Raw genomic sequence first — 24,795 nt, 5'->3', positions numbered from 1 at the left:
TGTTGTTCTAAATTATCGTTGGCGATCGCCGCAGGAGTTTGTACCATGACAAACAAACTATTCACCACAGAAATCACCACGGGCGACATCACCCTCACCAGTAATGTGACCAGCGTGACGGCACGGGCCAATCGCATCTCTCGCGTGGAAGAAAAACAAGACGATCCCCGCAAAAACCCTGCTGCCATCTACATTGACCTAAGCGTTGATCACCCAGAAAAATTCCATGATGTCCTCGAAGCTACCGAAGCCGTTGATCTAGCCTTGAGCCTAAATGATGCGGTGGAAATGGGCCTATTGATGGTGGCCATGGGCCTAGAGCATAAAACCGATGCGCAAATTAAGCAGGTACTCGACCGTCTGGCGGATTTAATTGAACAGTACCGTTAGCCAAAGGTCTTTAATATCTATGCCTTAGCGGTTATTGAAAAAGTCCCAGATGATGCGGGGGAGTTCAATAATCTGTGTAATCACCTGCCCCGACTGAATCCCGAAGACCAGTTGCAACACCAGCACAATGGCCGCAATGGTCACAGCGGTTTGCACGCTGGTTTTCACGATTTTGATAAACGCGGTAAAAACTAACCAAGAAATAATTAAAGCGGCGACGATCACAATAATTTCGATCGGCATCGGTGCTCACTCTCCACAAGGTGCGATTTGGCCTGGCCTTATCCTAGGGCAAAAGGGGAAAAGATTATTGGGGAAGCTGTTTCACTTCAGCGAGCCAGCGGTCTTCGTCGGAACTATCTTTGGCGATCGCCAGATAGCTATGTTCGGTGCGATCAACGATCAAAATTTTGTCGCCCCGTCGGGGAATCACTTCGGCCCAGTGGGGTAAACTCACCGGGACAGTCATCAGGTTCCGAGCCGAATCGTACACATCCGCTTGGCCAATTTTGCCAGCGACGTAATGGGGGAGAGTTTTAGAAGAGACCACCCCCAGGCACCCAATCAGGCGATCGCTGCTGACATCTTCCCCAAAGGCGGCAAACACTTTCCCTAGGGGGTAAGCCAACAGTTTCCCGATCCAGAAGGCGATCGCCCCACTCCCAAAAAAGACCACAATCCCCAAAAATCCCGTCGGTGTCCTTAGGCCCACGTTGAACATCCACCCCAACAGACCCCATAGACTCAAATCTGTGGCCAAAAGCAACATCAACGGCGCTTGCCCAAAGCCAAACCAAGACAACACCGACCAGAGACCAAACCCTTCGCCCTCAACCTCGGTATCCCCATCGAGATCACCATCAATGTCGGCATCTAAGTCCATATCGGCGTCAATGTCCGCATCAAAATCGGCCTCCATATCGAGGTCATCGTCCCCACCCCCAGAGAAAATGACAAACAAATACAACAGGATGCCACTCCCCAGAAGCACCCAGTAGCCTAAGTTTGACGCATCAAAAATCATGGATGCACCGTATCCGGGACAGAGTAAAAAATTCGCACGGGTCGCCCCCCAAATCTAGGAATTTTTTTGGCGATCGCCACCACCATAATCTAGCTCTAGACTTATTTCCCAAATTTTTGTTGCGCGCGCATCACCAGTTCCGCCGTAATTTCTTCGACTTCTTCTTCACGGGCAAGTTCTTCGATGGTTTGTCGCGCCTGGGAACGGGCATAAAAAGGAATATTTTTGTATTTAGTTTTCGCTTCTTCCGTCCAGGGGATTTCGTCAGGAAAATTAGGATAAGTCATCGTTTCAGTACCTTAGGGGGAGTTTTCTGAATCATAGCAAGGATTTCCGGGGGTTAAAAGCGCGGTTTCGTTAAATTTCTTGATATTTTTTTAGTGCAAATGTTTTTATCTCCACGGCAAATCCCAAGTCACCCGTCATAAGTCTTCCAGCACAATGCTAGAGCAGTGATTAGCACTGACAGATTAAAGATTCGAACAAACGGTCATCATCTAAAATTTATATTTTTAAGTGGTTAAATCTAGGCAATTAGTTGATTGATATATTGATCTAATTCCTGTAATTTTTCGAGAGAAAGTTTGTGAATCTTTTGGAAAATCTCTTGTTCTTTCTGCCATTGAGCAATTGACATAATTTGTGAATGTGCCACTTCTAACGTAATTTCTGGAATGTTAAATCCTTCTAAGCTATAGCCGTCTTCTTGATCTGTCATTTGATAATATTCAACCACCGTTGCAGTGTCGCCCCGACGCAGGTTGTATTCAGGGAAGTCTTGGGATAGGACAACTTGACTAAAAAGAGGATAATGTTTGTGCATAATTATTATTCTCCTTTATCTGGGATCAAAGTGACAAATTTAGCAATTTCATCGGTAACCATCCAAATTGTAACAACCTTAAGAGTTTTGTGACCCACCCCTTGCAGCTCTCCTTTGATTTTATATTTTTTGCCATACGGTGTCTGCTGTAAAAACTCAGATTTTCCTCTCATTGCTAGTGTTTTTAATTGATCGTGCAAGTCCTGCCAATTGTCAAGAGTATATCCGGCTTGGGATAGGAACTTTGATTTATCATTTTTGGGCAGAAGGATGAGTAGATATTGTGTCAACTTAGCTTGAGAAATTAAAAACTGTGTAGCAATTGGCGGTTGAGATTGCGTCATATTAAAAAGATTTTTTCTATACCAACAACTCTAAAAGCTGATTTTCATTCAGTTCTTGAATTCCCAATTGTCGGGCTTTGTCTAGTTTAGATCCGGCATTTTCGCCCGCCACAAGATAGTCAGTATTTTTGCTGACAGAACTCGTGACTTTGCCGCCGGCTGCTTTGATTTTTTCGGCAGCTTCAGTGCGTTTGAGGGTCGGTAATGTCCCTGTGATCACAAAGGTTTTACCGGAAATCTGACGATTGGTCTGGGTTTGGGCCGTCTGGGTTTGGGCAAAGGTCAAGCCCGCTTGTTGCAGCTTTTCGATCAACTGTTGATTCGCATCCACCCGGAACCAATCGACGACGGACTGGGCAATTTCTTCACCAATGCCATAAACCCCCTGTAATTGGGCGAAGCTGGCTTTTTGGAGTTGTTCTAAAGTTGGGAAGTTTTGCGCCAAAATTTCTGCATTGACTTTCCCCACAAAGCGAATCCCCAGACCATACAAAACACGGGCATAATCTTGATTTTTTGAGTGGGCGATCGCCTGGATCAAATTTGCCGCTGACTTTTGCCCCATACGGGGAAGAGACTGCAACTGTTCGCTGGTTAGGTCATAAATGTCGGCGATGGATTGCACTAGACCATGCTCAATCAAAAGAATCACATTTTTTTCGCCTAAACCCTGGATATCGAGGGCGTCGCGGCCAGCCCAATGGACGAGGGAACCCCGCAAAATCGCCGGGCAAGAACTATTCACACAGCGGGCGACGGCTTCCCCAGGGGGACGTACTAAGGCTGAGTTGCATTCGGGGCAATGGCTAGGAAATTGATAGGGAATAGTAGCTTCTGGGCGTAAATCAACTAAAACTCGCAAAACTTCCGGAATAATTTCCCCTGCTTTACGAATGACGACCGTATCACCGATTCTAAGATCTAATTCTTTAATGCGGTCTTCGTTGTGGAGGGTGGCCCGTTGTACCGTTGTTCCTGCCAGTTGCACCGGTTCCATGACGGCCATGGGAGTGACAGCCCCCGTTCTGCCCACGTTGACGATGATGTCTTTGACGGTGGTGGGGGCTTCCTCGGCGGCATATTTCAAGGCGATCGCCCAGCGGGGAAATTTTTGGGTGAAGCCCAACTCAGCCTGGAGGGAAAAGTCATTGAGTTTAACGACAACTCCATCGGTCAGGTAAGGGAGTTTTTTGCGGCCTTCATCCCATTTTTCAAAATAATTTTTTACGGCAGTTAAATTAGGGCAAAGCTCACGGTTTGGATTGACCCGAAACCCCATTTTTTTTAAAAATTCGAGGGCCTCCCATTGGCTATTTAACTGAGGGGAATTATGCGATTCTGGGAGGTGGAGGGTGTAGGCAAAAAAGTCTAACTTCCGGGCCGCAACAATCCGGGAATCAAGTTGTCGTAGGGTGCCAGCGGCGGCATTTCGCGGATTAGCAAATAGATTTTCGCCCGCTTTTTCCCGCTCTTGGTTAATCTTTTCAAAGGTCTCTAGGGGTAAAAAGGCTTCCCCCCGCACCTCCACTAAAGGGGGCGGATTGTCGAGGTTTAAACGCAAGGGAATGGTGCGAATGGTACGCAAATTTTGGGTGATTTCTTCCCCTGTCACGCCGTCGCCCCTGGTGGCTCCGCGCACTAAAATCCCGTTTTCGTAGGTTAAGGCGATCGCCGAGCCATCGATTTTAAGTTCGCACACATAACCGGAGTGGCTGGGGATTTCTCCGGCCAACGCCCGCTGCCACCGTTGTTCCCACTGGGTCAGTTCCCCAAAGTCAAAGGCATTTTCCAGACTGTAGAGGGGGATATTATGTTTGACGCTGGTGAATTGGGTGGCGGGCTGGTCGCCGATCCGTTGAGTGGGACTGTCGGGGGTGATGAGTTGGGGATGTGCCGTTTCCAGGGCCACCAGTTCCCGATAGAGCTGGTCATAGACAGCATCCTCCATGAACGGCGCATCGAGGACATAGTAGGCATAGGCTGCTTTTTGCAGTTGCGATCGCAGTTGGGCCAGGCGGGTTTGGGGGGCGTCGGACATGGGTTCGGGGGAAAGATTTTCAAGCCGCCATTATAGGCGATCGCCCCAGGGAAATTATTCCGTTGCCTCTGCTTCTGGGTCGGTTTCGGTGGGGACGGCTTCGAGGGCCTTAAGATCTGCGGCACCGAGCACGGCCATTTCCTTAATTTGGTCTTTGTAAGTGGCAGGCGCGAGGTTGATCGCGGTCATGAAAAAGGGTTTGGCGGCGGCTTCATTCCCTTGATTTTTTAAGACCATGGCCTTGGCGAGGACTGGCCGAAAGTCTGTTTTATTCACCGTGGCGGCTTGGTCATAGATGGCGATCGCCTCCCCGAAGCGTTTTTGGGCGACGTAAATTTGCCCCAGCATCAGTTGGATAGACGTCACCTTTTCTGGATCAATTTCAATGGTTTCGTCTTCTGTTAATTGCCCCATGTCTTTGAGGGTGGTTTGGAGCAGTTCGATTGCCCCCTCTGGCCGATTTTGCACCAGGAGCAGATCCACCATGCCCTGGAGAGCGTTGATGTGGGTCGGATCTGTCAACAGCACTTTTTTGTAAGTGGCCGCCGCTCCTTCGTAATCCTTGGCCTCCTGTTCCACCTGGCCCAGCAGGACGAGGTAATCGGGATTATCACTGTGGATTTGCGCCAGACCATCGAGGGCAGTGGCCGTTTTTTCTAAATCATTAAGCTTGAGGCTGGTATCCAAGAGACCCCGCAGCGCTTTTTCGTTATTGGGTTCTTTTTCTAACCAGATTTCATAACTTTGTTGGTCTTTTTCGAGGAGGGCGATCGCCGGATCGGGAGTTGTTTCGGGTTGCACTTTTGCCGCCGCTGCCGTCTGCCGGGCCAACATCCACTGGTCGAAGCGGGGCATCACCAAAAGTCCCCCAGCCAGCAGAAACAGAAGCCCAGAAAGACCATAGACCCAGGGACGGGGACGATAGTATTTTTCGATGATGTGACTCGCCATGGCTATAGATAGTGGGGAAAACTAGAGGGATAAAAACCAGACCTAAAAGACCGGAAAAGTCAGAAGGTTGGCAAAATTTTATCTAAATTTTACTGATTTATCACCTCTGACACCCCATTGAGTACAATAGGCAGGCGCTAAACGTCTTCGTCCGTCCTATATGATCGAAGGCAGAATGCTAATTTTTATCGTGATGGCGATCGCCTACCGATGATGTTGATGTCTGATAGTTGACTATCTGGTATCGAAAACGATCTGTATTTTTTGTTAGCCCACCTAGAAAGCATTGGATAAGCCCGTGTCTGAATCTAACCATCGTCTATCGTCTCCACCAGCGCCGAATCCCCATGAGGACCAGACGACCTCCCAAAAACTACGGCAACATCCCATTCCCCCCGCGAGCCATCCCCGTCAATATCGGGCCATTGGCATTGTGCGCGGCAAATATACCCCCGAAGATCCAGAGCAAATTAGTAAGGGGGCGATCGCCACAGCAGATGGCAGCATTGAGGCCGTTTTATTGGGTCGTGTGATTAGCCTGATCAAAAATCACATTGACCTCAACCAAGAGCACGTTTGGGTCGTCTATCCCCGCACCCGCCAGGATGATAACCATCTCCACCTCCAGATTCTCGGCATTTGGGAGCCCGAAAACCTTGATGATCCAGAGGCACTCACGGAGTCTATTCCCACCAGTGACCAAGTCGAAGACGGCTATTTTTCCATTCGCGGCCAGGTGGTTTTCTATGATGCCGAATCCAAAAAAGTCATCGTTAAAATTCGCCAATCCCCGAAGAAGCAAGGGGACAAGCCCAAGTTTTTCAAGATTCAACTGATCGGTGCTCTGCCGGATCGCCCCGTTAACCATTTCTACGATCTCCAGGCGAAGCTCCTCGATAATATGCTGATGATTCAAACCTGCGAAGATATTGGCTATATCAGCAGTCGTCGCAAAGGCCCCAAGCCAGGCGGAAAACCCTTTAACCGCGACAAGAGCAAGCCCAGACCCGTCGCCGATCATCACGCCAGTGACAGCCATGGAGCAACTGCCAGAGCGAGACCGGTGCCTCGACCCAAACCAAAGGATAGTGAGGGCTAAATCACGGTCGTTTTTAGGCTAACTTCCAGTTTCCCCCTTTGATGAAGAAAAGTCATTGGGGGTTCTTTGTTGGCTGAGTTTGGCCAGGGTATCAAAGGCGAATTTTTGCACTAGGATTTCTAGGGCACGGGCGATCGCCGTTGCCTGGGGCGGCAGTTGATCGATGAGGGCTTTGAGGTGCTGGGCCCTAGCAGCGATCGCTGCTTGGTGAAAGGCCGTTAACCATTCCGTTGAAAAGTGTCGGAGCATTTCTGGTGTTAAAGTGGGCAGCTTTTCGTCCCGTACTTGGGGAGGATAGAGGGTCAGATGCATGAGGTTGGCTGGGGTCGCACTGGTTAATTCAAAGGAAAAACAAGAACCGATCCCTGGTTGGCTACTGACAACGATTTCACTCCCCATGAGGTTGACAAATTTTTGACTGAGAGCCAAGCCTAAACCACTGCCTTGGCCAAGGCGATCGCCAGCTTCTAATTTCACAAAATTATCAAAGAGTCTGGTGAAATCTGTTTCGGCAATGCCAATTCCTGTATCCGTGACGCTAAACCGGAGACGGAGGGGATTTTGCGCCAGGGTTTTGACCGTCAGTTGAACGCAGCCACTGTCGGTAAATTTGAGGGCGTTATTCAAAAGATGGAGCAGCACGGAGTGGAGTTTTGCTTGGTCGGCGTTGATATAGCGGGGCACTTGTTCGTCCCAATGGATATCAAGCTGGATATTTTTGTGCTGGATTTCGAGGGCGTACATTTGGGCGAGATCATCCAGGAGATCATGGAGATTAAACAGGTTGGGGTTTAGTTGTAGGGTGCCCTTTTCAAATTTGGCCAGGTTAAGAATATCGTTGAGCAACGCAAGGAGGTGCTTCCCCGACCGATGAATGATGCTGAGGTATTCCTGGTGATCTGTTGAGAGATCAGGCGATCGCTCCATAATTTGCGTAAAGCCTAGGACCGCATTCAGGGGCGTTCTCAGTTCATGGCTCATGCTCGTGAGGAACTGATTTTTAGCATGGTTTGCAGCCTCCGCCAATTCCTTCGCCAGTTCGAGTTGCTTATTGGCCTGCTGCCGCTGGTAATAGTTGTAGATTAAGTTCCCGGCGATCGCCAAAATATCCGCATCTTCCTTTGACCACAGCAGATGATCTACCGCTGTCGAAGAGCAAGCAATGTAACCCCAGGGTTGCCCGGTTGCATCCTGAATCGGCACCCACAATACCGCCTTAAGATCCAAGTAAGCGACCAATGTCTGTTCCGGTTTTGCCGTTTCCGGGAGGGGATGTTGGCGATCAAAGAGAATGACTTTTTGTTGCTGCCAATGGTCTAACCACCAAGGATAGGCACTGAGATCGATGGTGTTAAAGTTTTCGTCGAGGTCGAGGTGAGGGCCGGCATTCCAGTTCACTAGGCGTTTGACAGAGTTGGCTTCCATTTGACTAAGCATCACCGAAACCCGGTCTGCCTGGAAAGTACGCCCTAGTAACGCTAAAACTTCCTCTAAATTTAGCTCAGCTTCAACGACCATCAGATGGGACATATCGGCCAACATCGTTTCAAGTTTTAGGCGATGGCGGAGTGCTTCTTCAAAGTTTTTCCGCTCCGTGATGTCCAGGACAAAACCATTAATCACCAGATATCCACCATCCATTTCATGGATATTAAAAGAGCAATCATAGAACCAGTGCCAATTGCCGGCGGCATCACAGATCCGGTATTCCACTTCAAATTTTGCGCCACTGTGTAATTCGCCAAGGGCTTGATCGACATCGATGAGATCCTCTGGGTGGATCGATTGATGCCAGAGTTCCGGTTCATTGAGCAAACGTTGCACTTTATAGCCAAGGATCTGCTCCACCTGGGGAGAATAAAACAAACCACCCCGTTGGGGCGAATATTGGTAGATGATCGCGGGGATGCCATCGACCATTTTTTGGTAGCGATGCTGGCTTTCGACCAGGGCGATCGCCGCTTGTTTGTATGCACTAATGTCTTCGATAATGGTCAAAAGATATTCTGGTTGGCCCTGGTCATCGTAAATATAAGAGCAAATCACCTTCACCCAAATAAAATGTCCCAGGCGGTGACGGTAACGCTTTTCTAAAACAGCACTGGCAGCTTGGCGGCGGTCGAGCTTTGCCCGTGCCTCATGACAGATACAAATATCTTCAGGATGGGTGAGTTCTTGCCAGGTGAACTGCTGTAATTCTGCTTCACTATAGCCGCAGATCTCACAGAAGGCTTGATTGACCAGAGAGAAATGATTGGTGCGGTCGATTTGCACAATCCCCAGGGCGGCCTGGTCGAAGATTGTTCGTAGGCGCGCTTCCTGGGACTGTAGTTTGAGTTCTGCTTCTTTGCGTTCGGTAACATCGGTCATGACCCCCACATGGCGCAACAGTTGCTTGGTGTTTGGGTCGTAGATTTTGAAAGAGCGGGCATAGATCCAACGCACAACCCCATCGGGGCGGATAATCCGGTATTCTTCATCGAAGTTTTGGCCCTGCTGCATCTGGGCGATCGCCCGTTGGATTTGCTCTTCGTGGTCTGGGTGTACTACTTTTACCCAAGAAGTACCGTCATCAAGGAGGCTTTGACAGCTAAGGCCCCAAATTTTTTCGTAATTCGGACTGACATAAATCACTTCGGTGGGGTCAGGGGAATTGATCCAGAACGCTTCGTCGATATGTTCAACTAGTTCACGGAAGCGCGTTTCACTTTTTTGCAGGGCATTGAGGGTCTGCTGCATTTTCGTAATATCTTGAACGGCTCCCCATAGAAAACTGGGTTGTCCCTGCTTATCCAGCTTTAGCTCATGATAGTCCTTGAGATAACGCACTTCGCCGTCGGGCGTAATAATGCGATATTCAGAACTTGGGAGGGATTGACCCGTAAAAATGCGTTCGATATTTGCTCGAATGCGATCGCGGTCGTCGGGATGCACCCGTGCAAAAAAAGTTTCCGCATTGGGTTGAATTTCACCGGGAGCAAAGCCAAAGATTTGAAATGTTTCTGGAGACCAGTAGGTTTGATCTGCTTGGACATCCCATTCCCAAACGCCAATCTGGGCGATCGCCTGGGCTTGGGCAAGGCGGGCTTGACTCGCGGCGAGAGCTTGGGTGCGTTGCTCGATGAGATCTTCGAGGTGGGTTTGATAACGGTTTACCTGTTGGGCTAAGTGATTACGGGCGGTCACATCCGTCAAGACGACTAATAGCCGAGAGTGATGGTTTGTCTGTTCGCAGACAGCCGCCAACTCCACTTCTAGAATGTCGCCATTTTTCTTGATGAACTGATAGGCATCATCTTCTACGGAGCCTTGGGTCGTTAAGGTGGGCAGGAGGATTTGTTGGGCTTTCTGGCGGGAAACTGGTGTCAAAAAATCAGTTACATTGCAGCCAATAACTTGCCGCCGTTCATAACCCAGCACCTGCAACCAACGATCGCTAACCGCAAGGATTTGCCCCGTTGCATCCATCGAATGCAACATTGCCGGCGTTTTTTCGTAATAGTGGATGGCCTGTTGGTTTAATTCGAGGGCGATCGCCTTTTTCTCGGAAATATCAATGATCACCCCATCGAGCCACAGCAAATTTCCCTGGTCATCAAAGACCCCTTGTCCCCGTTCATCGACCCATCGCACTGTGCCGTCGCGATGTTTGAGGCGATATTCAAGGGCGAAGGGTTTTTTCTCCTGCACTTTACGCTCAATAATCTGGCGCACAAAGGCCTGGTCATTGGGGTGGATTAGGCTCGCATAATGGCGATCGCCCCCTGGGAGAAAGTCCGCAGCAGGATAACCCACCAATTGTTCAATGGTTTCGCTGAAATAAATCCCATGCCATTCCGCCGTGTTTAAACAGCGATACACGGTGCCCGGAATATTTTGAATCAACGTTTGGAGGCGATCGCCTTGGAAATCACCTAAAGGTGCAGGCGAAAGTGTCCCCTGGCCATGGCCCAACATCGTCCGTAGGGCAACCCGCAGCGTATGAACCAGCAGCGGCCCCGTCAGTTCAGACCACAAAAAACAATCCAAAACCCCAAGGCGCAACATTTCATCCTGTAGCGCGACCTCATTCGCCAACCCAATCCAAGGCCACCGTTGCAGCACTTCAGCATGGTCAATCAAATAAGGCAGTGGTGCATCACTGAGATAAAGATCATGGCGGCCCAAACTTTGCAGGGCAGACTCCGTCGTCAAATCAAGCCAAACCAGTTGTAAATCTTCAGCCTGTTCCCCTACCAAAAGCGTTTGCAGCCGTTGGTAAACGCTGATATCCGTTGATAAAACCGCAACACTATAATGAGTAGCAACCATAGGGCGACAGGCACTGTAGCATTTTTAAAAGAAATCTGTTTATCCTGACGAAGGCGAGGCTATGGCTCCATAGCAACCCTTGTTCTCTATCCTAAATGTTTCCCAATAACCGTGGATTATCTTCAGTTTTTTCAACACACAGAACGGCAGCGGGTGAGCGATGGTCAACTGACACCGTTGGTACCGTCTGGTTTGACTCGACCCCTTATGGTGCTGATCCTATCCCAACTCGGCGATTTTGACAGTCTTGAGTATGCTTGGTGGCTCCAAAAAGATGCCGATCTCTGTCGCCGGGTAGATTATGTCGCGGTGGGCATTGGCGATCGCCGTTCTGGTCAAAAATTTTGTGACTATACGGGTTTCCCGGCCGAGAAATTATTCATCGATCCCAAGGCAACGATTCATCAGGAACTGGGTCTATATCGCGGTCTAACCTGGAAAATTCCCGGACTCAAAGCGGGCCAAAATGCTTGGGTGAATCTGATGTTGATGTGTGCTGGCATTGGCAGTCCGGGCACCCTCAAGGAAGTTTTGCGGGGTTATACAGGGGATAAAAAAGCACCCCAACTGTTTGCCGATGATGAAGTCGTTAAAGCGGCTCCTTTACCAGCCCTAAAAGGAGAATTTTTTGCGGCGGCTGGCGGAAAAGGGTTTCAGCGGCCCTTAGAATTGGCGACCCTCCGCCTGCGAAATATGGCCGAAGTCCTGGGGAATTGGTCTACCTACGTGCCCGATGCCCAGTATATGACCCAAAGAGGAGCAACATTCTTATTTGATGCCGATGGCATGTTGCAATATCAGCACTGCGACCAAAACATTTTAGGGTTTGCGGCAAATATGAGTCGGCCTTTGACCTTCCTGGAAAATCTTCCTGATGTGCAGCGGGTCGCGTAGGTGAATTATCAATTTCGCTTTGCCCCCTACCGCCGCCCCTTTAAAACGCCTCTGCAAACTCACCATGGTTTGTGGACGGTGCGGGAGGGCATTATTCTGTCGCTCCGGGATGAAATGGGACAGATTACCCAGGGGGAAATAGCGCCTTTGCCGTGGTTTGGGACAGAAACCCTTGAGCAGGCGATCGCCTTTTGTGCTGCCTTTGGGGAAAACATTACTGATGGGCAAATTGCGGCGATTCCCGATGCCCTGCCAGCCTGTCAATTCGGTTTTGAAACGGCCCAACTTAATCTTGCCAGTACCGAAAATTTAGCCCCTCTACACCCTATAAAATTCTGTCAGTTAATCCGGCGATCGCCCACCCTGTTCCAAGACCTACAAACTTTACTACAAAAAGGATTTCGCACCTTTAAACTGAAAATTGCCCTGGATACACCCGCAACAGAAATCGCCCTCTGCCAGCAGATCCTGGAAACCTTGCCCGCCGATGGTCGGTTGCGCCTTGATGCCAATGGTGGTTTAACCTTAGAACAAGCGAAACAATGGTTAGATTGGGGGGAATCTCAAGTAAAACTAGACTTTATCGAGCAACCTTTAGCTCCTGGGCATTTTTCAGATTTATTGCAGCTAAACGCAGCATTTCAGACCCAAATCGCCCTGGATGAGTCCGTTTCCCAGATCGCTTCTTTAAAACATTGTTATGGCCAAGGGTGGCGCGGTGTCTTTGTGATCAAATTGGCGATCGCCGGCTTTCCGTCCCGTCTTCAAGATGTCTGTCAAACTAAAAAGCTGGATTTTGTACTCTCTACTGTTTTTGAAACGGCAGTCGGCCAACGGGCACTTTTAAATTTTTCTCAGGATTTTGTCCAGTCCCGACGAGCCTTGGGTATGGGCGGCACCCAGTGGATTTGATGTTACGATGCTGAATATCCGTTTCCAACACCTGTAATGATTATGAATATTGCAGATTTGCATCCGAAATATGTCACAGATTCAAGCGGGAAACAAACAGAAGTCATTTTACCCATCCGAGAATTTGAAGCGCTACTTGAAGAGCTTGAAGACCTTGCCATCGTCATTCAGCGGCAACAAGAAGAAACAACAGAACATCAAGTATTTATCGAAGAATTAAAAGCTGATGGACTCCTACCAAATTAGCTGGAAAGCTTCAGCAAAAAAAGAACTTCGAAAAATTCAACCTCAGATTATTCCAGAAATTATTAAAGCTGTTGAATCTTTAGCGGCTGATCCCTATCCTAATGGTTGTAAAAAAATGGCTGGGATGTCTTCAACTTATCGTATTCGCAAAGGCAATTACCGCATTATTTATTCTGTCTTAAAAAATGCATTAATCATTGAAATTATTCGTGTTGGTCATCGCCAAAATGTTTATGAATAAGTAGAAACGACTCTTTGTTGATAAAAACTTAGGCGATCGCCTCTGGTTCTAGTTCAATCTGGTGGGCTTGGCAAAACTGATAAATCTCTTGTTTGGCTCGTTTTGCCCGTTCAACCTGAAGACGGTGTTTAAACTGCCGATTGATATCTGCCAAAATATTTTCGGTGATGGTTTGTTTTGGCTGGAGTTGAGCGATAACCGTTGCTCCGAGACCTTTGTGCCAAGTCGTTTGCTGGGAAGATAGGGGCAAACCATGGAGAATATAGTTCGCAAAATGTTCACAGTTATGGAGAGCGATGTTGTAGCGGGCTGTCTCGACAAACTGTTGCACTCGCGTTACCTGCGTTTGGGTAATTTTGACTTGGCCCCGCAACTCGATGCCCTTTGGCCCCCACCCCAGGGAATTAGATAAACCCGGTGTTTCACTGAGAAAGTAGTGATCGGCTAAGCCCCCAAGAACGGCAATACTTTCCTTGAACACGGACAATTGATTTTCAGGCACCAATTCAAAATAGTCCACTAAGATTAAGGCCTGGTTGAGTTGGCCCAATAATCGTTCCATTGCCCGTTGAATCGCTAAATCTGGATTAGGGGCGATCGCCTTTTCCCAGAAGCCCTCACAGGTTACTGTCGCCTGGGTCAAGTTGTTAATAATTGACTTGGTTTGAATCTCCATGGTCATCTGCTTGATTTTTGGTCTTCAATCATCTTGACAGCGATCGCGTTACAGTTCGTCACAAAAGCTCCCTTTCCGGTAATCCTTTCCATTACGCTGACAAATACTGTTCTTTGATCGACTCTGCTGCCCATGACTGCCCAAATTCCTGCCCACAAGAAAGCGAAAGGTTTACCCCGGGGAAGTGTCCGTCCGGCCAAGGCCCTGTGTAGTGATTGTGGTCTCTGTGACACCCATTTTATCCACTATGTCAAAGAAGCCTGTGCTTTTCTGAACCAGCAGTTTGACAAGCTCGAAACCAAAGTCCATGGCCGCAAGCGGGATCTAGACCAAGAGCAGGAAATGTATTTTGGCGTGCATCAAAAAATGGTCGCCGCCCGGAAAACGGAACCCATCGAAGGGGCGCAGTGGACGGGGATTGTCAGTTCCCTCGCCTGTAAAATGCTCGAAGAAAAACTGGTAGAAGGCGTGGTCTGTGTGCAGAGTTCCCCGGATGATCGTTTTCAGCCGATGCCGATCATCGCCACTACCCCAGAGGAAATCCTCGCCGCCCGGGTCAACAAGCCAACCCTCTCGCCTAACTTGACGATCCTAGAGCAGATTGAACAGGGGGGATTTAAGAAATTATTGGTGATCGGTGTCGGGTGCCAGATCCAAGCTTTGCGGGCAGTACAGGATAAATTGGGCCTCGAAAAACTTTATGTTTTGGGTTTGCCCTGTGTGGATAATGTTACTCGCGCGGGTTTGCAGAAATTCCTCGATACCACCAGTCGCTCCCCGGAAACGGTGGTTTACTACGAGTTCATGCAGGATTTTAAGGTGCATTTTAAGCATGAGGATGGTTCGACGGAAACAGTCCCCTTCTTTGGCTTAAAAACCAATCAACTGAAGGATGTGTTTGCACCGTCTTGTATGAGTTGCTTTGACTATACCAATGGTTTAGCGGATCTCGTGGTGGGTTATATGGGCGCTCCCTTCGGTTGGCAGTGGATGGTGGTGCGCAACGAAACAGGCCAGGAAATGTTTGATCTCGTCGCCGATCAAATTGAAACGCAGCCGGTTAGTTCTAAAGGCGATCGCCGGGCCGCTGTGCAAAATAGTATTCCTGCTTACGATAAGGGCGTTACTCTACCAATGTGGGCCGCGAAACTGATGGGAGTCGTAATCGAAAAAATTGGCCCGAAGGGTTTAGAGTACGCAAAATTTTCCATTGATTCTCACTTTACGCGGAACTATCTCTATATCCGCCGCAATTACCCAGGCAAGCTGGAAGCCCATGTGCCAGAGTTTGCGAAAAAAATCGTCGCCCAGTACGAACTGCCTAAAGACTAGGGGCTATTTCCCCCTCCAGAAGCGGTACCAATTCATTCGGGAATTCTGTTACAGTGAGGGGGATGTTTTGTTTTATAAAGTTTTATGTCAGGTTGGCTAGAGCACAGCGTACAGGTAGAAGTTGACGCCCCCATCGATCTCGTTTGGGAACTCTGGTCAGATCTCGAACAAATGCCCCAGTGGATGAAATGGATTGATTCTGTCGCCATCCTCAAGGACGACCCAGATCTGTCCCGCTGGAAATTGGCCAGTGGCTCCTTTGAATTTACCTGGCTCTCTCGGATCACAAAGGTTGTTAAGCACCAAATTATTCAGTGGGAATCCGTTGATGGCCTGCCAAATCGGGGGGCGATCCGTTTCTATGACCGCCATGGCAAAACCATTGTTCGCCTCAGCATCGCCTACGATATCCCTGGTATTTTAGGGCAGGTAATGGATAATCTTTTCTTAGGCCGGGTCGTGGAATCAACCATTCAAGCCGATCTCCACCGTTTCCGGGACTATGTTAAAAATCTTCAGGAACAATCGCCCACCTCTGTCTAGATCCCTGGAGTGTTTCATCAATTCAGCCAGATGTAGCTATGGGTTTTGCAAGAAAGTTGTGATTCGATCTGCAACTTGGTGCTGAGCGGCACAGGATTGGTAGGACATTAGCCGCGATCGCCCACCTGACTTCAAGCAAACATTGGTGCTACAAGGCCGCCCTCGGCGCACATTTCGGATTACGGTTACAGTGTCGATGTCGTTGATGGAGTAGATGAGGGACTGCTGCTGACCTAAACTATTGCGACGAAGAATGCTTAGCTGTGCTGCGGTGCGGTCTATTAAGCAGGCGTAGGGAATTTTTTCTAAAAAGCAATAAACTGCGACCACTATTGACAGTACTAGAAAAAAAAGACTTTCGCCCCCTCCTGCCATCAGTACTAATCCTAGGGAAAGTAACGCCGTAATGACAAATACGATTCCTAAGGTTGCTTGGGCCGTACATTCTTCTGGAAATTCGATATGTAGTTGGCGGGGAGTGCTTTTTAGGATGCGCATGGTGGATTTGTCATCTCACTAGGGCTTGGAGATTAGGATTCAATGACAAACCTTAGTTTTCTGTCCCTTTGGGTTCTTCCTGATGGATCACTTTCGCCCGATGCAAAAGGCGATCGCCTTGGCGGTAGCCCGCATTTTGAATTACCACCGCATCCCCTGGGCCGACATCACCGTGATTTTTCACCAATTGATGGTGCTGGGGGTCGTAATCGACGATTTCACCAACGATACCGATGGGGGTTACGTCCCAGCTCGCGAGGAGTTGCTCAAAGGGCTGCGTGAGGGCCACCAGGGTTCTAGCGGGGAACTGGGCATTGTCTTGGGCGGCCTTGGCAGCAGCAGACCATTGCAACAGCCAAGCTTCGAGGATATCCAGGGCTTCCTGTTGCCAGCGTTGCTCATTTTGCGCTTGTTGGCTGTCGAGTTGGGTTTCTAGGCGGGCATACTCGGCTTTGAGGGTTTCTTCTTGCTGGGTCTGGGCTTCGGCTTGGTCGGTTAATTGTTGTTGGAGGTGATCGATTTTGTCGGTATATTCCTGCTGCTGGGCTTGGAGATGGTGTTGGAGCTGCTCGATTTCCTCGGCGTGGTTGATGGCCTGGGTTTCTAGTTGGGCGCGGAGGCGATCGCCTTCTGCCTGGAGCGCTTCGAGTTCGGCGGGGTCAATCCCAGTTGCTTGGGTCGTTTTGGGGGTAAATTCTAACGGCTGAATACCCGTGGGCAGAAATAGAGCGAGAAATTCATCCACCGATTGATCGAAATATTGAGCCAATTTCACCACGGCTTCGACGGGGATGCTATGAATGAGCCCAGCTTGCAGTCGGTAAATTTGCCGCGCTGCGACCCGCGAATAGGCCGCCAGTTGAATGACATCGCTCACATTGGCTTGGGCCATGAGGGTTTGGAGTTGGGCAGCGTGGGGATGGCTCATGGGGAGGGACAGTTTTGTCTGTAGGGATACTCTGGCATTCTCACCCATGGCTGAGAAGGGATGCAGCCTTTTTTATTAAATCGTTAAAAAATCACGATTTTGGGGTGTTTGTCGGGGCATTTTCGCTGCGGGATGAAAAAATCTTGATATGCTGTTTCCTTGATGCTTGTCCTGTTGAGAAAAGCGATGAATCTTAAGCGCATTTGGGCGATCGCCAGTAATTGTTTTCGAGAAGTGATCCGCGATCGCATTTTGTATTTTTTGGGGTTTTATGGTCTGGTGTTTGCCCTGGCGGTACGAATCTTACCCGATGTGTCGGCGACAGCAGGGGCGAAGATCGTCGTAGATTTTGGCCTGGGGATGATCGGTATCTTGAGTGTGCTGGTGGCTGTTTTTGTCGGCACAGGCTTGGTCAACAAAGAAATTGAAAAACGCACAATCCTGGTGCTGATCCCCAAACCGATTAGCCGCGCTGAACTGATCGTCGGGAAGCATCTGGGGCTATCGGCGGTGGTGGCGGTGATGTTAGTTGCCATGGGAATTATTTATTTCGCGCTTTTGGCCTGGTCACAAAGTATGATGCCGCTGTTGTGGCAAGGGTCAACGGTGCCGCTGGGGCCAATCTCCCTTTCCCTCGGTTATTTATTTATTGAGCTAATGCTGATCATTGCCGTGGCGATCGCCTTTGGGGTATTTACCAGTTCTCTGTTGGCGACCTTGTTCTCCTTTGGGATTTACCTGATGGGCCACTTCAGCACCGATTTAGTGAAATTAGGGGAATTGAGCCAAAATGCGGGCGTCCAATGGCTCACCGAAAATCTCTATAAAGTTCTGCCGGATTTATCGCGTCTCAATTTCCGTAATGAGGTGGTCTATGGGGTGGTTCCCGATGGCCAAACTCTACTACTCAGCGCAATCTATGGCCTTGTCTATGTGATTCTGCTCCAGGCGATCGCCATCTTTATTTTCAGTCGGCGGCAATTTTAATCAGGTTTGATTCCCCATTACGCCTGCTTCCCCGTTCAAGACTGTAAACGCCACCCTTTAATTTCCTTCTGGCGAGCCCGGGCGACAACAAGGCAATCATTATCCACATCCTTGGTGATTGTTGAGCCTGCCGCAATGGTCACATCTTCGCCGATGGTGATGGGCGCAACCAGGACGCTATTGGCTCCGGTTTTACTGCGATCGCCAATCACTGTTTGATGCTTATTCACACCGTCATAGTTCGCTGTAATCGTCCCAGCGCCGATATTGACCTTTGCTCCTAGGGTGGCATCGCCGATATAGGAGAGGTGGGCCATGTTGGTATTGTTGCCGATGGTCGATTTTTTGACCTCCACGAAATTCCCGATCCGGCATTGCTCCCCAACCTTAGCCTGGCCACGAATGTGCGTATAGGGGCCAATTTGAGCATTTTCTCCCACCTGGCTATCACTCACCACGCTGTAGAGAATTGTTGTATTGGCTTCAATGACGCTATTTTCAATCAAGCTGCCCGGCCCTAGGCGGCAACCAGTCTTGATCAAACTATTGCCCCGCAGATGGGTTTGGGGTTCGATCATCACATCTGGTTCGAGCTGCACGGTGTCGTCAATGGTGACTGTATCGGGCTGGTGGATCATGACCCCGGCCTTCATCCATTTTTCCTTGATGCGGTCTTGCAAAATTTCGTAGGCTGCCGAAAGCTGAAAACGGTCATTAATACCGCTAATTTCCTGGAAATCCGCCACATCCATCGCCATCACTTTATCGCAATGGAGAATAACGTCCGTGAGGTAATATTCCTGTTGATCGTTGTTGGTGGTTAATTTGGGTAGCGCCTCGGCCAATACTTCCCACTTGAAACAGTAGACACCCGCATTGATCCGATTATTCTTGCGCTGGGCATCGTTGCAGTCGCGATGTTCGACAATTTGGGTGACTAGGTTGTCGCCATCGCAAAATACACGACCATAACCCGTGGGATTCGGCAGTTGGGCCGTTAATAGGGTTGCGTCATTATTATTTTTCTGGTGGGTACTCACGAGATCTGCGATGGTTTCAGGGCGCAGGAGAGGCACATCGCCGTTGAGAATTACGACATCGCCCACAAAATCTTTGAGAGGTTCGAGGAGCTGTTGGACAGCGTGACCGGTGCCGAGTTGTTCTGTTTGTTCAACAAATTCTAGGTGGGGCAAATGGGCCAGGGCTGTTTTTACCTCAGCCGCGCGGTAACCGACAATGGTGCAAATTCGTTCTGGTTTAATGAGGGCACAACTTTCAATCACTCGTTCCACGAGCGATCGCCCGCCGAGGGGATGAAGGACTTTCGGGAGATCCGACTTCATCCGTGTACCTTTGCCTGCTGCTAAAATTGCTACCGCTACCATTGCCTTTGCTGTGTTCGATTGACTGACATCGTTTCAGTGTGGAGTATATCGTATTGTTTGGGACTTCCGGCATCGGTGCCGGAGAAGATTCTTGTTTACACCCAAAAACCTGGGGGCTGAAGCGGTTACCGGATTAGTGCTAAATTTCTCAAACGTTCTTTTCCAGTGAATTTTTATGTTCCTCGCACCGACCCCAAGCCGCACTGCTCCCTACACCTCAATGCTGATCATCCCCACGGGGATCGGCGCGAAAATTGGTGGCTATGCGGGGGACGGGATTCCCATTGCACGGCTGATGGCCCAGGTGTGCGATCGTCTGATTACCCACCCCAATGTTTTAAACGGGGCGCAACTGTTTTGGCCCATGGCGAATACGTTCTATGTAGAAGGCTATGGCCTCGATCAATTCGCTGCGGGGAACTGGGGGTTACGACCCGTGCGACAAAATAGAGTGGGATTACTCCTCGATCAAGGCATTGAAGCAGAATTAAAAACCCGTCACATCCAGGGAGCCGAAGCTTGCCGCGCGACCTTAGGTTTGCCGATCACAGATTATGTTGTGACGGATGCGCCCTTGAATGTCACCCTCAAAGTTTCGGAAACGGGGGTCAGTTGGGGGACGATTGAAAATGTGGGCAGTTTGTTGCGGGCGGCGGAAAAACTAATTACCCAGGCCAAAGTGGAGGCGATCGCCGTTGTGGCTCGCTTTCCTGACGACGAAGATAGTGAGTTACTCGCCCAGTATCGCCAGGGATCTGGGGTCGATGCCCTCGCGGGTGCTGAAGCAGTGATTTCTCACCTGCTCGTGAAAAAATTTCAAATTCCCTGCGCCCATGCCCCGGCATTAGCACCGTTACCCATTGAACCGGAACTTTCCCCAAAAGCCGCTGCCGAGGAATTAGGCTACACTTTTTTGCCCTGTATCCTGGCCGGGTTGAGCTATGCACCCCAATTTGTCACCAAAGGCGATCGCCAAGCCGGAGAGATCTGGGCGGATCAGGTCGATAGCCTGGTGATCCCCGCCAGTGCCTGCGGCGGTAGTGCCGTTTTGAGCCTCGCCCAGACCCAAACATTGATCATTGCTGTAAACGAAAATGACACTGCATTAAGCATTTTTCCAGAATCCGTTGGGATTAAAGCCCGTCGGGTAGACTCATACTTGGAGGCAATTGGGATCATGGTCGCCCACCGTGCTGGATTAGATTTTTCGAGTCTGCGACCCACTGTGCCCCCCCTCAATGCAATCTAGATCGATATTTATTGTGAATCAATCCAACCAACCGCCCTTAGAACCGTTATCCCGCCAACAGGTGCTCCTTCTTATGGGGATCACTGCGCTGTTGCTGTTTATTGTGGGAAATCTCTGGCGGTTAATCGGCAATGTAGAACTTTTGGCCTGGGAATTTTCGGGGCTGGCTCTTATCCAGGGGGTGGCGATCGCCTTGGGGATCATTGGCGCCAGCAGTCTCCTCTACGCTGTCTGGGCGGAATACCGTCGCAGTGTCGATACTTACCTTGAATTTGTCCTCAAACCTCTGGCCGTGCCCGATGCCATTTGGTTGGGACTGTTGCCGGGGCTGAGTGAAGAATTTCTGTTTCGGGGGATTATGCTACCGGGCTTGGGCTTGGGATGGGGCGCCCTCTGTTTATCGAGCTTGATTTTTGGGGTACTCCACATCAGCGGTGCCCAGCAATGGTCCTATGCTGTTTGGGCGACGGTAATTGGGTTTATTCTCGGTTACAGTGCGATCGCCACCGGAAATTTACTTGTGCCTGTGATTGCCCATATTGTGACAAACTTCACCTCAAGCCTGATTTGGAAGCTCCGCCACGAAGCACCCTAGCCTTGGGCGGCAAAAATTGAGCAAAAAAAATACAGGACTTGCACCCGCCACGCCGTCTTACCTCAGCTTCTGACCTGGAAAATCCAGGGGGGAAGAACAGCTCTCAGCTTTCGTTTCCGAGTACAAGCTCGGTTTACTGCCGCGAGAACTTAATCGGCTTCCCAATTAGCTCAAGCATAGATCAACAAACAATATTGGTAGTCACCAACGCGGTAGGCTTGATCCTGTTAGAAGTCATCTTAAAGGATTTTTTTATCCTTATGCAACCGTACAAAGTTCGGCGATCGCCACCGGACTATCCACCTTGACAGAAAGGGTCAGACGCTCTTTGGGATTGTTTTGTACCCGCTCAATGGTGAAGGCTTTCCCACCATAGATTTGGGTTAAGGCAGTGGCGAGATCCGCTTTCACCGCCGCAAATCCTTCATCGGTATTTGGCCCGTTCAGGCGGTCATTGCTGATGTAGAGAAATTCATTGCCCTTGAGGGTGATCTCTGTTTCCTGTTCAAGCAAGCTCCCAAATTTAGCCGCCGACTGGACTAAATCGGCGATCGCCTCGGTGTGGGGTTGATTTTCCACGCTACTCCAGCGCCGCTGGGCATATAGGCCATAACCCCCTTGGTGCTCCATCATGTAGTTAATTTCGTAGGTGACGAGCATAATCCCTGGGCCGTCGGGCACATGGCGATAGTCCACCACATCAATTAAGGTGCCCCCAATTTTTTCGTCCCGGATCCATCCTTGAAAAACGCCAATTAACGATGCCTCATCAAAACCAGCGGGCATTTGGGCCGGGAATTTTACACAAAAACGTTCAATATACACAAGCTTTTTTACTTTTCAGTGACGACTTAGACAATAATTGCTTCGAGCAACATTAAAGCAGATCAAGGCGGACATAAATGGGGTGAGCAACTTTGCCCACCCGATTTTTTCTGAGGAACCTAACGCAGCATTGTGCCGTTTAGTTGATGCCAAATCCTTGCTTCAGGAGCCATTGCTTAAAGCTCACTGGGCTGGTGATCCCTGCCTCGATCATCCGACCGTTGCAAGCGTGGGCCGCTTCAATAAAGAGACGGGATTCTTCCACCAAGCGCTGGGACTGTTCAAGGCTGGCGGCTTTGTCTTTATGCTTCAGGGCGGAGAAGAAGAACTGGGCAAATTTCCCCTTCGCAAAGGGATCAAAGAACAGTTCCGTATCGTAGAAATACTTGCGGAACTCGGCACTCACCACTTCTGGATCATCGCTGATGTCGATGTTCTGGAATTTCAACAGGGCCTGAGCAGCACTAACCATGGCGGCGATCGCCTTATCCGCCGCCAGTTGAACATCCCCATTTTGCGGATTGTCAAGCAGCACCGTTGCATCAAAGTGGAGGCTTTCTGCATCAGCCATACTAAAGTCCGTGAGAGTGACCACTTCTCCAGCACATTCACCGACACCAATATCCCCAAGGGTAAATTCACGCGTGTCCGCCCAGTCAGAATAGAACGAAGGATCTTCTTCGTAGCTAGGCACTTCCGTGAAGGGCTGGAGTCGCTCTTTCATTTCCTTACGGCCAATGCGGTTGAAAAATTCTGTAAATTTCTCATTCTCCAGGCGTTCCTGCATGAACGTATCAATGAGAAATTCCACCACATCGGGAATCCGCTTCGAGGGCAAAACCCCCATGGATTTGCCGTAGGTAGAGGCATTATTTGCCCATTCCCCACCGAGTACCAAGTTAAAGTGGGGCACCCGTCGCCGTTGTACCTGACGACTAGAACCATAGAAACCAATTTCTGCCACCATGTGTTGGGAGCAAGAGTTGAAACAGCCACTGATTTTGACGCGGATATCCTTGACCGCCTGGTCATATTGCCAACCCTTGAGGGCCATGCGACGCCGTAATTCCCCAGCTAAACCGCGAGAACTACCGATCCCCAATTTGCAGGTATCTGTACCCGGGCAAGCGGTAATGTCAATGATCGAATGGGCACCACCACTATGGAGGTTAATCGCCTTGAGATCCGCATAGAGGGCAGGAAGATCTGCTTCATGTACCCAACGGATCAAGATATTCTGCTCAACGGTTGTCCGTACCGTGTCATTGGTATATTTGCGGACGATATCAGCCAGCCCCCGGAACTGAGGCGAGGTGGCATCTCCTAGGGGCAAAGAAACCGCGACCGTATAGAAGCCTGCTTGCCGTTGGGAATAGAGATTGGTGGTTTTCCACTTGGTGAATTCTTCCCCATGGTCGAAGGTTTGATCCGCAGCGACAGGAGCGGGTTTACCTTTTTCTGCGTAGGCAGTGAGGCGCTCCACCCAGGCTGTCCAACCGGGATCAGCTTCGAGAGTCGCCCGTTCTTCGGTAACCAGACGTTTAAATTCTTCTAGGCCCAGTTTCTGCACGAGGAATTTAATCCGGGCTTTGTTGCGGTTTTTCTTTTCCCCAAGGCGAGCAAAGACCCGGAAAATGGCCTGGGAGAGGGGAAAAATTTCCTCAAGGGGCACAAAATCTTCAAAGAGTTTCGCCAGGAACGGTACAGAACCTAAGCCGCCACCGACATAAACTTTGAACCCTTTGACAATTTCACCATCAATTTCTTTGGTTTTAGCGATGAACCCAAGGTCATGCATCGAAGTCAGACCACAGGGATGATCTTCACAACCAGAGAAGGCGATCTTTAGTTTGCGGCCAAAATCCTGGATATCCCGGTGACCGAGGAAAAAGTCCGTTAGTTCTTGGGCATGGCCTGTGACATCAAAGACTTCGTCATGGCAAACACCAGCGAGGGGACAAGCGGTAACGTTGCGTACGGAGTTACCACAGGCTTCCCGTACCGTAATGCCCACTGCCGCTAAGCGACGGTGCATATCCGGGACATTATCGAGGGAAATGAAGTGAAGTTGGATGTCCTGACGGGTGGTGATATGGAGAATGTTGTCGGAATATTCTTCGCAGATGTCAGCGAGAACATCCATTTGTTCGGCGGTCATCCCCCCATAGGGAATTTTGATCCGCTGCATGCCTGGGGCCTGCCATTTGGTATCGGGGCCTTTGGTGAGTTCTGTTTTGGGAAAAGGAATTGCTTTGGCTTTGACCCCATCATTCCGGAAGCCGTTATCGTAACGCTGACCGTAGGCGCCCCGACGAAGACGCAGTTCGGCAAACACTTTTTCGTCGAGTTTGTCCTGGCAGCGGAGGGCCATTTGGTTTTCAAAGGTGTCAATTTCTTCGGCCATCTGGGGCGGAATGCGATCGCCAAGGACCTCTTTCCAAGTTTTGGGAGTTGTCGTCGTGGTCATAGGGTGTTCTTCTTCTGTAGGAGCTAATTCGGATTGG

25 protein-coding genes and 1 other RNA gene are annotated in these 24,795 nt (G+C 49.7%); 11 read left to right on the top strand and 15 right to left on the bottom strand.

Going from position 1 to position 24,795, the window contains the following annotated elements; all coding sequences use genetic code 11:
- Positions 1–45 precede the first annotated feature (45 nt).
- A complete protein-coding gene (locus tag FEK30_RS02935; RefSeq protein WP_138071706.1) occupies positions 46–390 on the top strand; it encodes a hypothetical protein in 345 nt (114 codons plus the stop codon).
- Between the two features lie 24 nt (positions 391–414).
- On the opposite strand, the gene FEK30_RS02930 is transcribed toward FEK30_RS02935, so the two are convergent.
- From FEK30_RS02930 to FEK30_RS02900, 7 genes are all read right to left on the bottom strand, one after another.
- Positions 415–633, bottom strand: coding sequence for a hypothetical protein (locus FEK30_RS02930; RefSeq protein ID WP_030007410.1), 219 nt, complete (start codon positions 631–633; stop codon positions 415–417).
- Between the two features lie 64 nt (positions 634–697).
- The gene (locus FEK30_RS02925; RefSeq protein WP_138071704.1) at positions 698–1,414 is read right to left on the bottom strand and encodes an OB-fold-containig protein; all 717 of its coding nucleotides are present in this window, start codon (positions 1,412–1,414) and stop codon (positions 698–700) included.
- A gap of 101 nt (positions 1,415–1,515) precedes the next feature.
- Positions 1,516–1,701 (bottom strand): PCP reductase family protein, encoded by a 186-nt coding sequence (locus tag FEK30_RS02920; protein ID WP_012308243.1) that lies wholly within the window; start codon positions 1,699–1,701, stop codon positions 1,516–1,518.
- 239 nt (positions 1,702–1,940) lie between these two features.
- Positions 1,941–2,237, bottom strand: coding sequence for a DUF4926 domain-containing protein (locus tag FEK30_RS02915; RefSeq protein ID WP_138071702.1), 297 nt, complete (start codon positions 2,235–2,237; stop codon positions 1,941–1,943).
- 5 nt (positions 2,238–2,242) lie between these two features.
- Entirely contained in the window at positions 2,243–2,581 is a 339-nt protein-coding gene (locus FEK30_RS02910) for a DUF6883 domain-containing protein (RefSeq protein ID WP_138071700.1), read from the bottom strand.
- A 16-nt stretch (positions 2,582–2,597) separates the two neighbouring features.
- On the bottom strand, positions 2,598–4,619 hold the full coding sequence (ligA, locus tag FEK30_RS02905; RefSeq protein WP_138071698.1) for an NAD-dependent DNA ligase LigA: 2,022 nt from the start codon (positions 4,617–4,619) through the stop codon (positions 2,598–2,600).
- Positions 4,620–4,673: 54 nt separating this feature from the next.
- Complete coding sequence (locus FEK30_RS02900; RefSeq protein WP_255447929.1) at positions 4,674–5,570, bottom strand: tetratricopeptide repeat protein; 897 nt, start codon at positions 5,568–5,570, stop codon at positions 4,674–4,676.
- Positions 5,571–5,868: 298 nt separating this feature from the next.
- Here FEK30_RS02900 and patR point away from each other — a divergent pair, with 298 nt between their 5' ends.
- On the top strand, positions 5,869–6,669 hold the full coding sequence (patR, locus tag FEK30_RS02895; protein ID WP_255447928.1) for a heterocyst master regulator PatR: 801 nt from the start codon (positions 5,869–5,871) through the stop codon (positions 6,667–6,669).
- Positions 6,670–6,687: 18 nt separating this feature from the next.
- On the opposite strand, the gene FEK30_RS02890 is transcribed toward patR, so the two are convergent.
- Complete coding sequence (locus tag FEK30_RS02890) at positions 6,688–10,980, bottom strand: PAS domain-containing protein (RefSeq protein ID WP_138071694.1); 4,293 nt, start codon at positions 10,978–10,980, stop codon at positions 6,688–6,690.
- A gap of 111 nt (positions 10,981–11,091) precedes the next feature.
- Between FEK30_RS02890 and FEK30_RS02885 the strand changes: the two genes are divergently transcribed.
- The 4 genes from FEK30_RS02885 to FEK30_RS02870 are packed head-to-tail and all read left to right on the top strand — an operon-like array spanning position 11,092 to position 13,273.
- Positions 11,092–11,874, top strand: a complete 783-nt coding sequence (locus tag FEK30_RS02885) for a peroxiredoxin-like family protein (RefSeq protein WP_138071692.1) — start codon at positions 11,092–11,094, stop codon at positions 11,872–11,874.
- Entirely contained in the window at positions 11,875–12,786 is a 912-nt protein-coding gene (locus FEK30_RS02880; protein WP_138071690.1) for an o-succinylbenzoate synthase, read from the top strand.
- Between the two features lie 42 nt (positions 12,787–12,828).
- A complete protein-coding gene (locus tag FEK30_RS02875; protein WP_223209935.1) occupies positions 12,829–13,032 on the top strand; it encodes a RelB antitoxin-like protein in 204 nt (67 codons plus the stop codon).
- Positions 13,013–13,273, top strand: a complete 261-nt coding sequence (locus FEK30_RS02870; protein WP_030007420.1) for a type II toxin-antitoxin system RelE family toxin — start codon at positions 13,013–13,015, stop codon at positions 13,271–13,273. The genes FEK30_RS02875 and FEK30_RS02870 overlap by 20 nt, the downstream gene beginning before the upstream one ends.
- 28 nt (positions 13,274–13,301) lie before the next feature.
- Here the strand turns inward: FEK30_RS02870 and FEK30_RS02865 are convergent, their stop codons facing one another.
- Positions 13,302–13,949, bottom strand: a complete 648-nt coding sequence (locus tag FEK30_RS02865) for a hypothetical protein (protein WP_168191110.1) — start codon at positions 13,947–13,949, stop codon at positions 13,302–13,304.
- Between the two features lie 132 nt (positions 13,950–14,081).
- Between FEK30_RS02865 and FEK30_RS02860 the strand changes: the two genes are divergently transcribed.
- Together FEK30_RS02860 and FEK30_RS02855 are read left to right on the top strand one after the other, a co-directional pair.
- Positions 14,082–15,281: a Coenzyme F420 hydrogenase/dehydrogenase, beta subunit C-terminal domain gene (locus tag FEK30_RS02860; protein ID WP_168191109.1), complete on the top strand. Its 1,200-nt coding sequence runs from the start codon at positions 14,082–14,084 to the stop codon at positions 15,279–15,281.
- Positions 15,282–15,365: 84 nt separating this feature from the next.
- A complete protein-coding gene (locus FEK30_RS02855) occupies positions 15,366–15,824 on the top strand; it encodes an SRPBCC family protein (protein ID WP_012308232.1) in 459 nt (152 codons plus the stop codon).
- A gap of 36 nt (positions 15,825–15,860) precedes the next feature.
- On the opposite strand, the gene FEK30_RS02850 is transcribed toward FEK30_RS02855, so the two are convergent.
- Positions 15,861–16,322 (bottom strand): hypothetical protein, encoded by a 462-nt coding sequence (locus tag FEK30_RS02850; RefSeq protein ID WP_138071684.1) that lies wholly within the window; start codon positions 16,320–16,322, stop codon positions 15,861–15,863.
- Between the two features lie 52 nt (positions 16,323–16,374).
- Positions 16,375–17,250 carry a nucleotide exchange factor GrpE gene (locus FEK30_RS02845; RefSeq protein ID WP_255447927.1) on the bottom strand — a complete coding sequence of 292 codons (876 nt, stop codon included), beginning with the start codon at positions 17,248–17,250 and terminating at the stop codon, positions 16,375–16,377.
- Positions 17,251–17,436: 186 nt separating this feature from the next.
- On the opposite strand from FEK30_RS02845, the gene FEK30_RS02840 reads away from it, so the two are divergent.
- Positions 17,437–18,237: an ABC transporter permease gene (locus FEK30_RS02840; RefSeq protein WP_138071680.1), complete on the top strand. Its 801-nt coding sequence runs from the start codon at positions 17,437–17,439 to the stop codon at positions 18,235–18,237.
- A gap of 35 nt (positions 18,238–18,272) precedes the next feature.
- On the opposite strand, the gene glmU is transcribed toward FEK30_RS02840, so the two are convergent.
- Entirely contained in the window at positions 18,273–19,622 is a 1,350-nt protein-coding gene (gene glmU, locus FEK30_RS02835) for a bifunctional UDP-N-acetylglucosamine diphosphorylase/glucosamine-1-phosphate N-acetyltransferase GlmU (RefSeq protein WP_062436083.1), read from the bottom strand.
- A 175-nt stretch (positions 19,623–19,797) separates the two neighbouring features.
- Here glmU and FEK30_RS02830 point away from each other — a divergent pair, with 175 nt between their 5' ends.
- Together FEK30_RS02830 and FEK30_RS02825 are read left to right on the top strand one after the other, a co-directional pair.
- The gene (locus FEK30_RS02830; protein ID WP_138071678.1) at positions 19,798–20,871 is read left to right on the top strand and encodes a DUF3326 domain-containing protein; all 1,074 of its coding nucleotides are present in this window, start codon (positions 19,798–19,800) and stop codon (positions 20,869–20,871) included.
- 13 nt (positions 20,872–20,884) lie between these two features.
- Positions 20,885–21,466 (top strand): CPBP family intramembrane glutamic endopeptidase, encoded by a 582-nt coding sequence (locus tag FEK30_RS02825; RefSeq protein WP_181445676.1) that lies wholly within the window; start codon positions 20,885–20,887, stop codon positions 21,464–21,466.
- Positions 21,467–21,505: 39 nt separating this feature from the next.
- On the opposite strand, the gene ssrS is transcribed toward FEK30_RS02825, so the two are convergent.
- The 3 genes from ssrS to FEK30_RS02810 form a co-directional block, all read right to left on the bottom strand.
- Positions 21,506–21,688, bottom strand: a non-coding RNA gene (gene ssrS / locus FEK30_RS02820) — 6S RNA.
- A gap of 36 nt (positions 21,689–21,724) precedes the next feature.
- Positions 21,725–22,291 carry a hypothetical protein gene (locus FEK30_RS02815; RefSeq protein WP_138071674.1) on the bottom strand — a complete coding sequence of 189 codons (567 nt, stop codon included), beginning with the start codon at positions 22,289–22,291 and terminating at the stop codon, positions 21,725–21,727.
- A 139-nt stretch (positions 22,292–22,430) separates the two neighbouring features.
- Positions 22,431–24,758 carry a nitrite/sulfite reductase gene (locus FEK30_RS02810; protein WP_138071672.1) on the bottom strand — a complete coding sequence of 776 codons (2,328 nt, stop codon included), beginning with the start codon at positions 24,756–24,758 and terminating at the stop codon, positions 22,431–22,433.
- Positions 24,759–24,795 lie beyond the last annotated feature (37 nt).

The sequence above is a fragment of the Picosynechococcus sp. PCC 11901 genome (assembly GCF_005577135.1).
In the GTDB taxonomy this organism is placed as follows: domain Bacteria; phylum Cyanobacteriota; class Cyanobacteriia; order Cyanobacteriales; family MRBY01; genus MRBY01.
This window is presented reverse-complemented; position numbering and strand designations above follow the sequence as displayed.

Excerpts from the sequence above, each read along its gene's own strand:
- FEK30_RS02845 (WP_255447927.1), bottom strand. The coding sequence starts at position 17,250 with ATGAGCCATCCCCACGCTGCCCAACTCCAAACCCTCATGGCCCAAGCC.
- FEK30_RS02915 (WP_138071702.1), bottom strand. The coding sequence starts at position 2,237 with ATGCACAAACATTATCCTCTTTTTAGTCAAGTTGTCCTATCCCAAGAC.
- FEK30_RS02860 (WP_168191109.1), top strand. The coding sequence starts at position 14,082 with ATGACTGCCCAAATTCCTGCCCACAAGAAAGCGAAAGGTTTACCCCGG.
- FEK30_RS02850 (WP_138071684.1), bottom strand. The coding sequence starts at position 16,322 with ATGCGCATCCTAAAAAGCACTCCCCGCCAACTACATATCGAATTTCCA.
- glmU (WP_062436083.1), bottom strand. The coding sequence starts at position 19,622 with ATGGTAGCGGTAGCAATTTTAGCAGCAGGCAAAGGTACACGGATGAAG.
- FEK30_RS02935 (WP_138071706.1), top strand. The coding sequence starts at position 46 with ATGACAAACAAACTATTCACCACAGAAATCACCACGGGCGACATCACC.
- FEK30_RS02930 (WP_030007410.1), bottom strand. The coding sequence starts at position 633 with ATGCCGATCGAAATTATTGTGATCGTCGCCGCTTTAATTATTTCTTGG.
- ligA (WP_138071698.1), bottom strand. The coding sequence starts at position 4,619 with ATGTCCGACGCCCCCCAAACCCGCCTGGCCCAACTGCGATCGCAACTG.
- FEK30_RS02870 (WP_030007420.1), top strand. The coding sequence starts at position 13,013 with ATGGACTCCTACCAAATTAGCTGGAAAGCTTCAGCAAAAAAAGAACTT.
- FEK30_RS02810 (WP_138071672.1), bottom strand. The coding sequence starts at position 24,758 with ATGACCACGACGACAACTCCCAAAACTTGGAAAGAGGTCCTTGGCGAT.
- FEK30_RS02925 (WP_138071704.1), bottom strand. The coding sequence starts at position 1,414 with ATGATTTTTGATGCGTCAAACTTAGGCTACTGGGTGCTTCTGGGGAGT.
- FEK30_RS02865 (WP_168191110.1), bottom strand. The coding sequence starts at position 13,949 with ATGGAGATTCAAACCAAGTCAATTATTAACAACTTGACCCAGGCGACA.
- FEK30_RS02900 (WP_255447929.1), bottom strand. The coding sequence starts at position 5,570 with ATGGCGAGTCACATCATCGAAAAATACTATCGTCCCCGTCCCTGGGTC.
- FEK30_RS02910 (WP_138071700.1), bottom strand. The coding sequence starts at position 2,581 with ATGACGCAATCTCAACCGCCAATTGCTACACAGTTTTTAATTTCTCAA.
- FEK30_RS02875 (WP_223209935.1), top strand. The coding sequence starts at position 12,829 with ATGAATATTGCAGATTTGCATCCGAAATATGTCACAGATTCAAGCGGG.
- FEK30_RS02830 (WP_138071678.1), top strand. The coding sequence starts at position 19,798 with ATGTTCCTCGCACCGACCCCAAGCCGCACTGCTCCCTACACCTCAATG.
- FEK30_RS02890 (WP_138071694.1), bottom strand. The coding sequence starts at position 10,980 with ATGGTTGCTACTCATTATAGTGTTGCGGTTTTATCAACGGATATCAGC.
- FEK30_RS02920 (WP_012308243.1), bottom strand. The coding sequence starts at position 1,701 with ATGACTTATCCTAATTTTCCTGACGAAATCCCCTGGACGGAAGAAGCG.
- FEK30_RS02855 (WP_012308232.1), top strand. The coding sequence starts at position 15,366 with ATGTCAGGTTGGCTAGAGCACAGCGTACAGGTAGAAGTTGACGCCCCC.
- FEK30_RS02840 (WP_138071680.1), top strand. The coding sequence starts at position 17,437 with ATGAATCTTAAGCGCATTTGGGCGATCGCCAGTAATTGTTTTCGAGAA.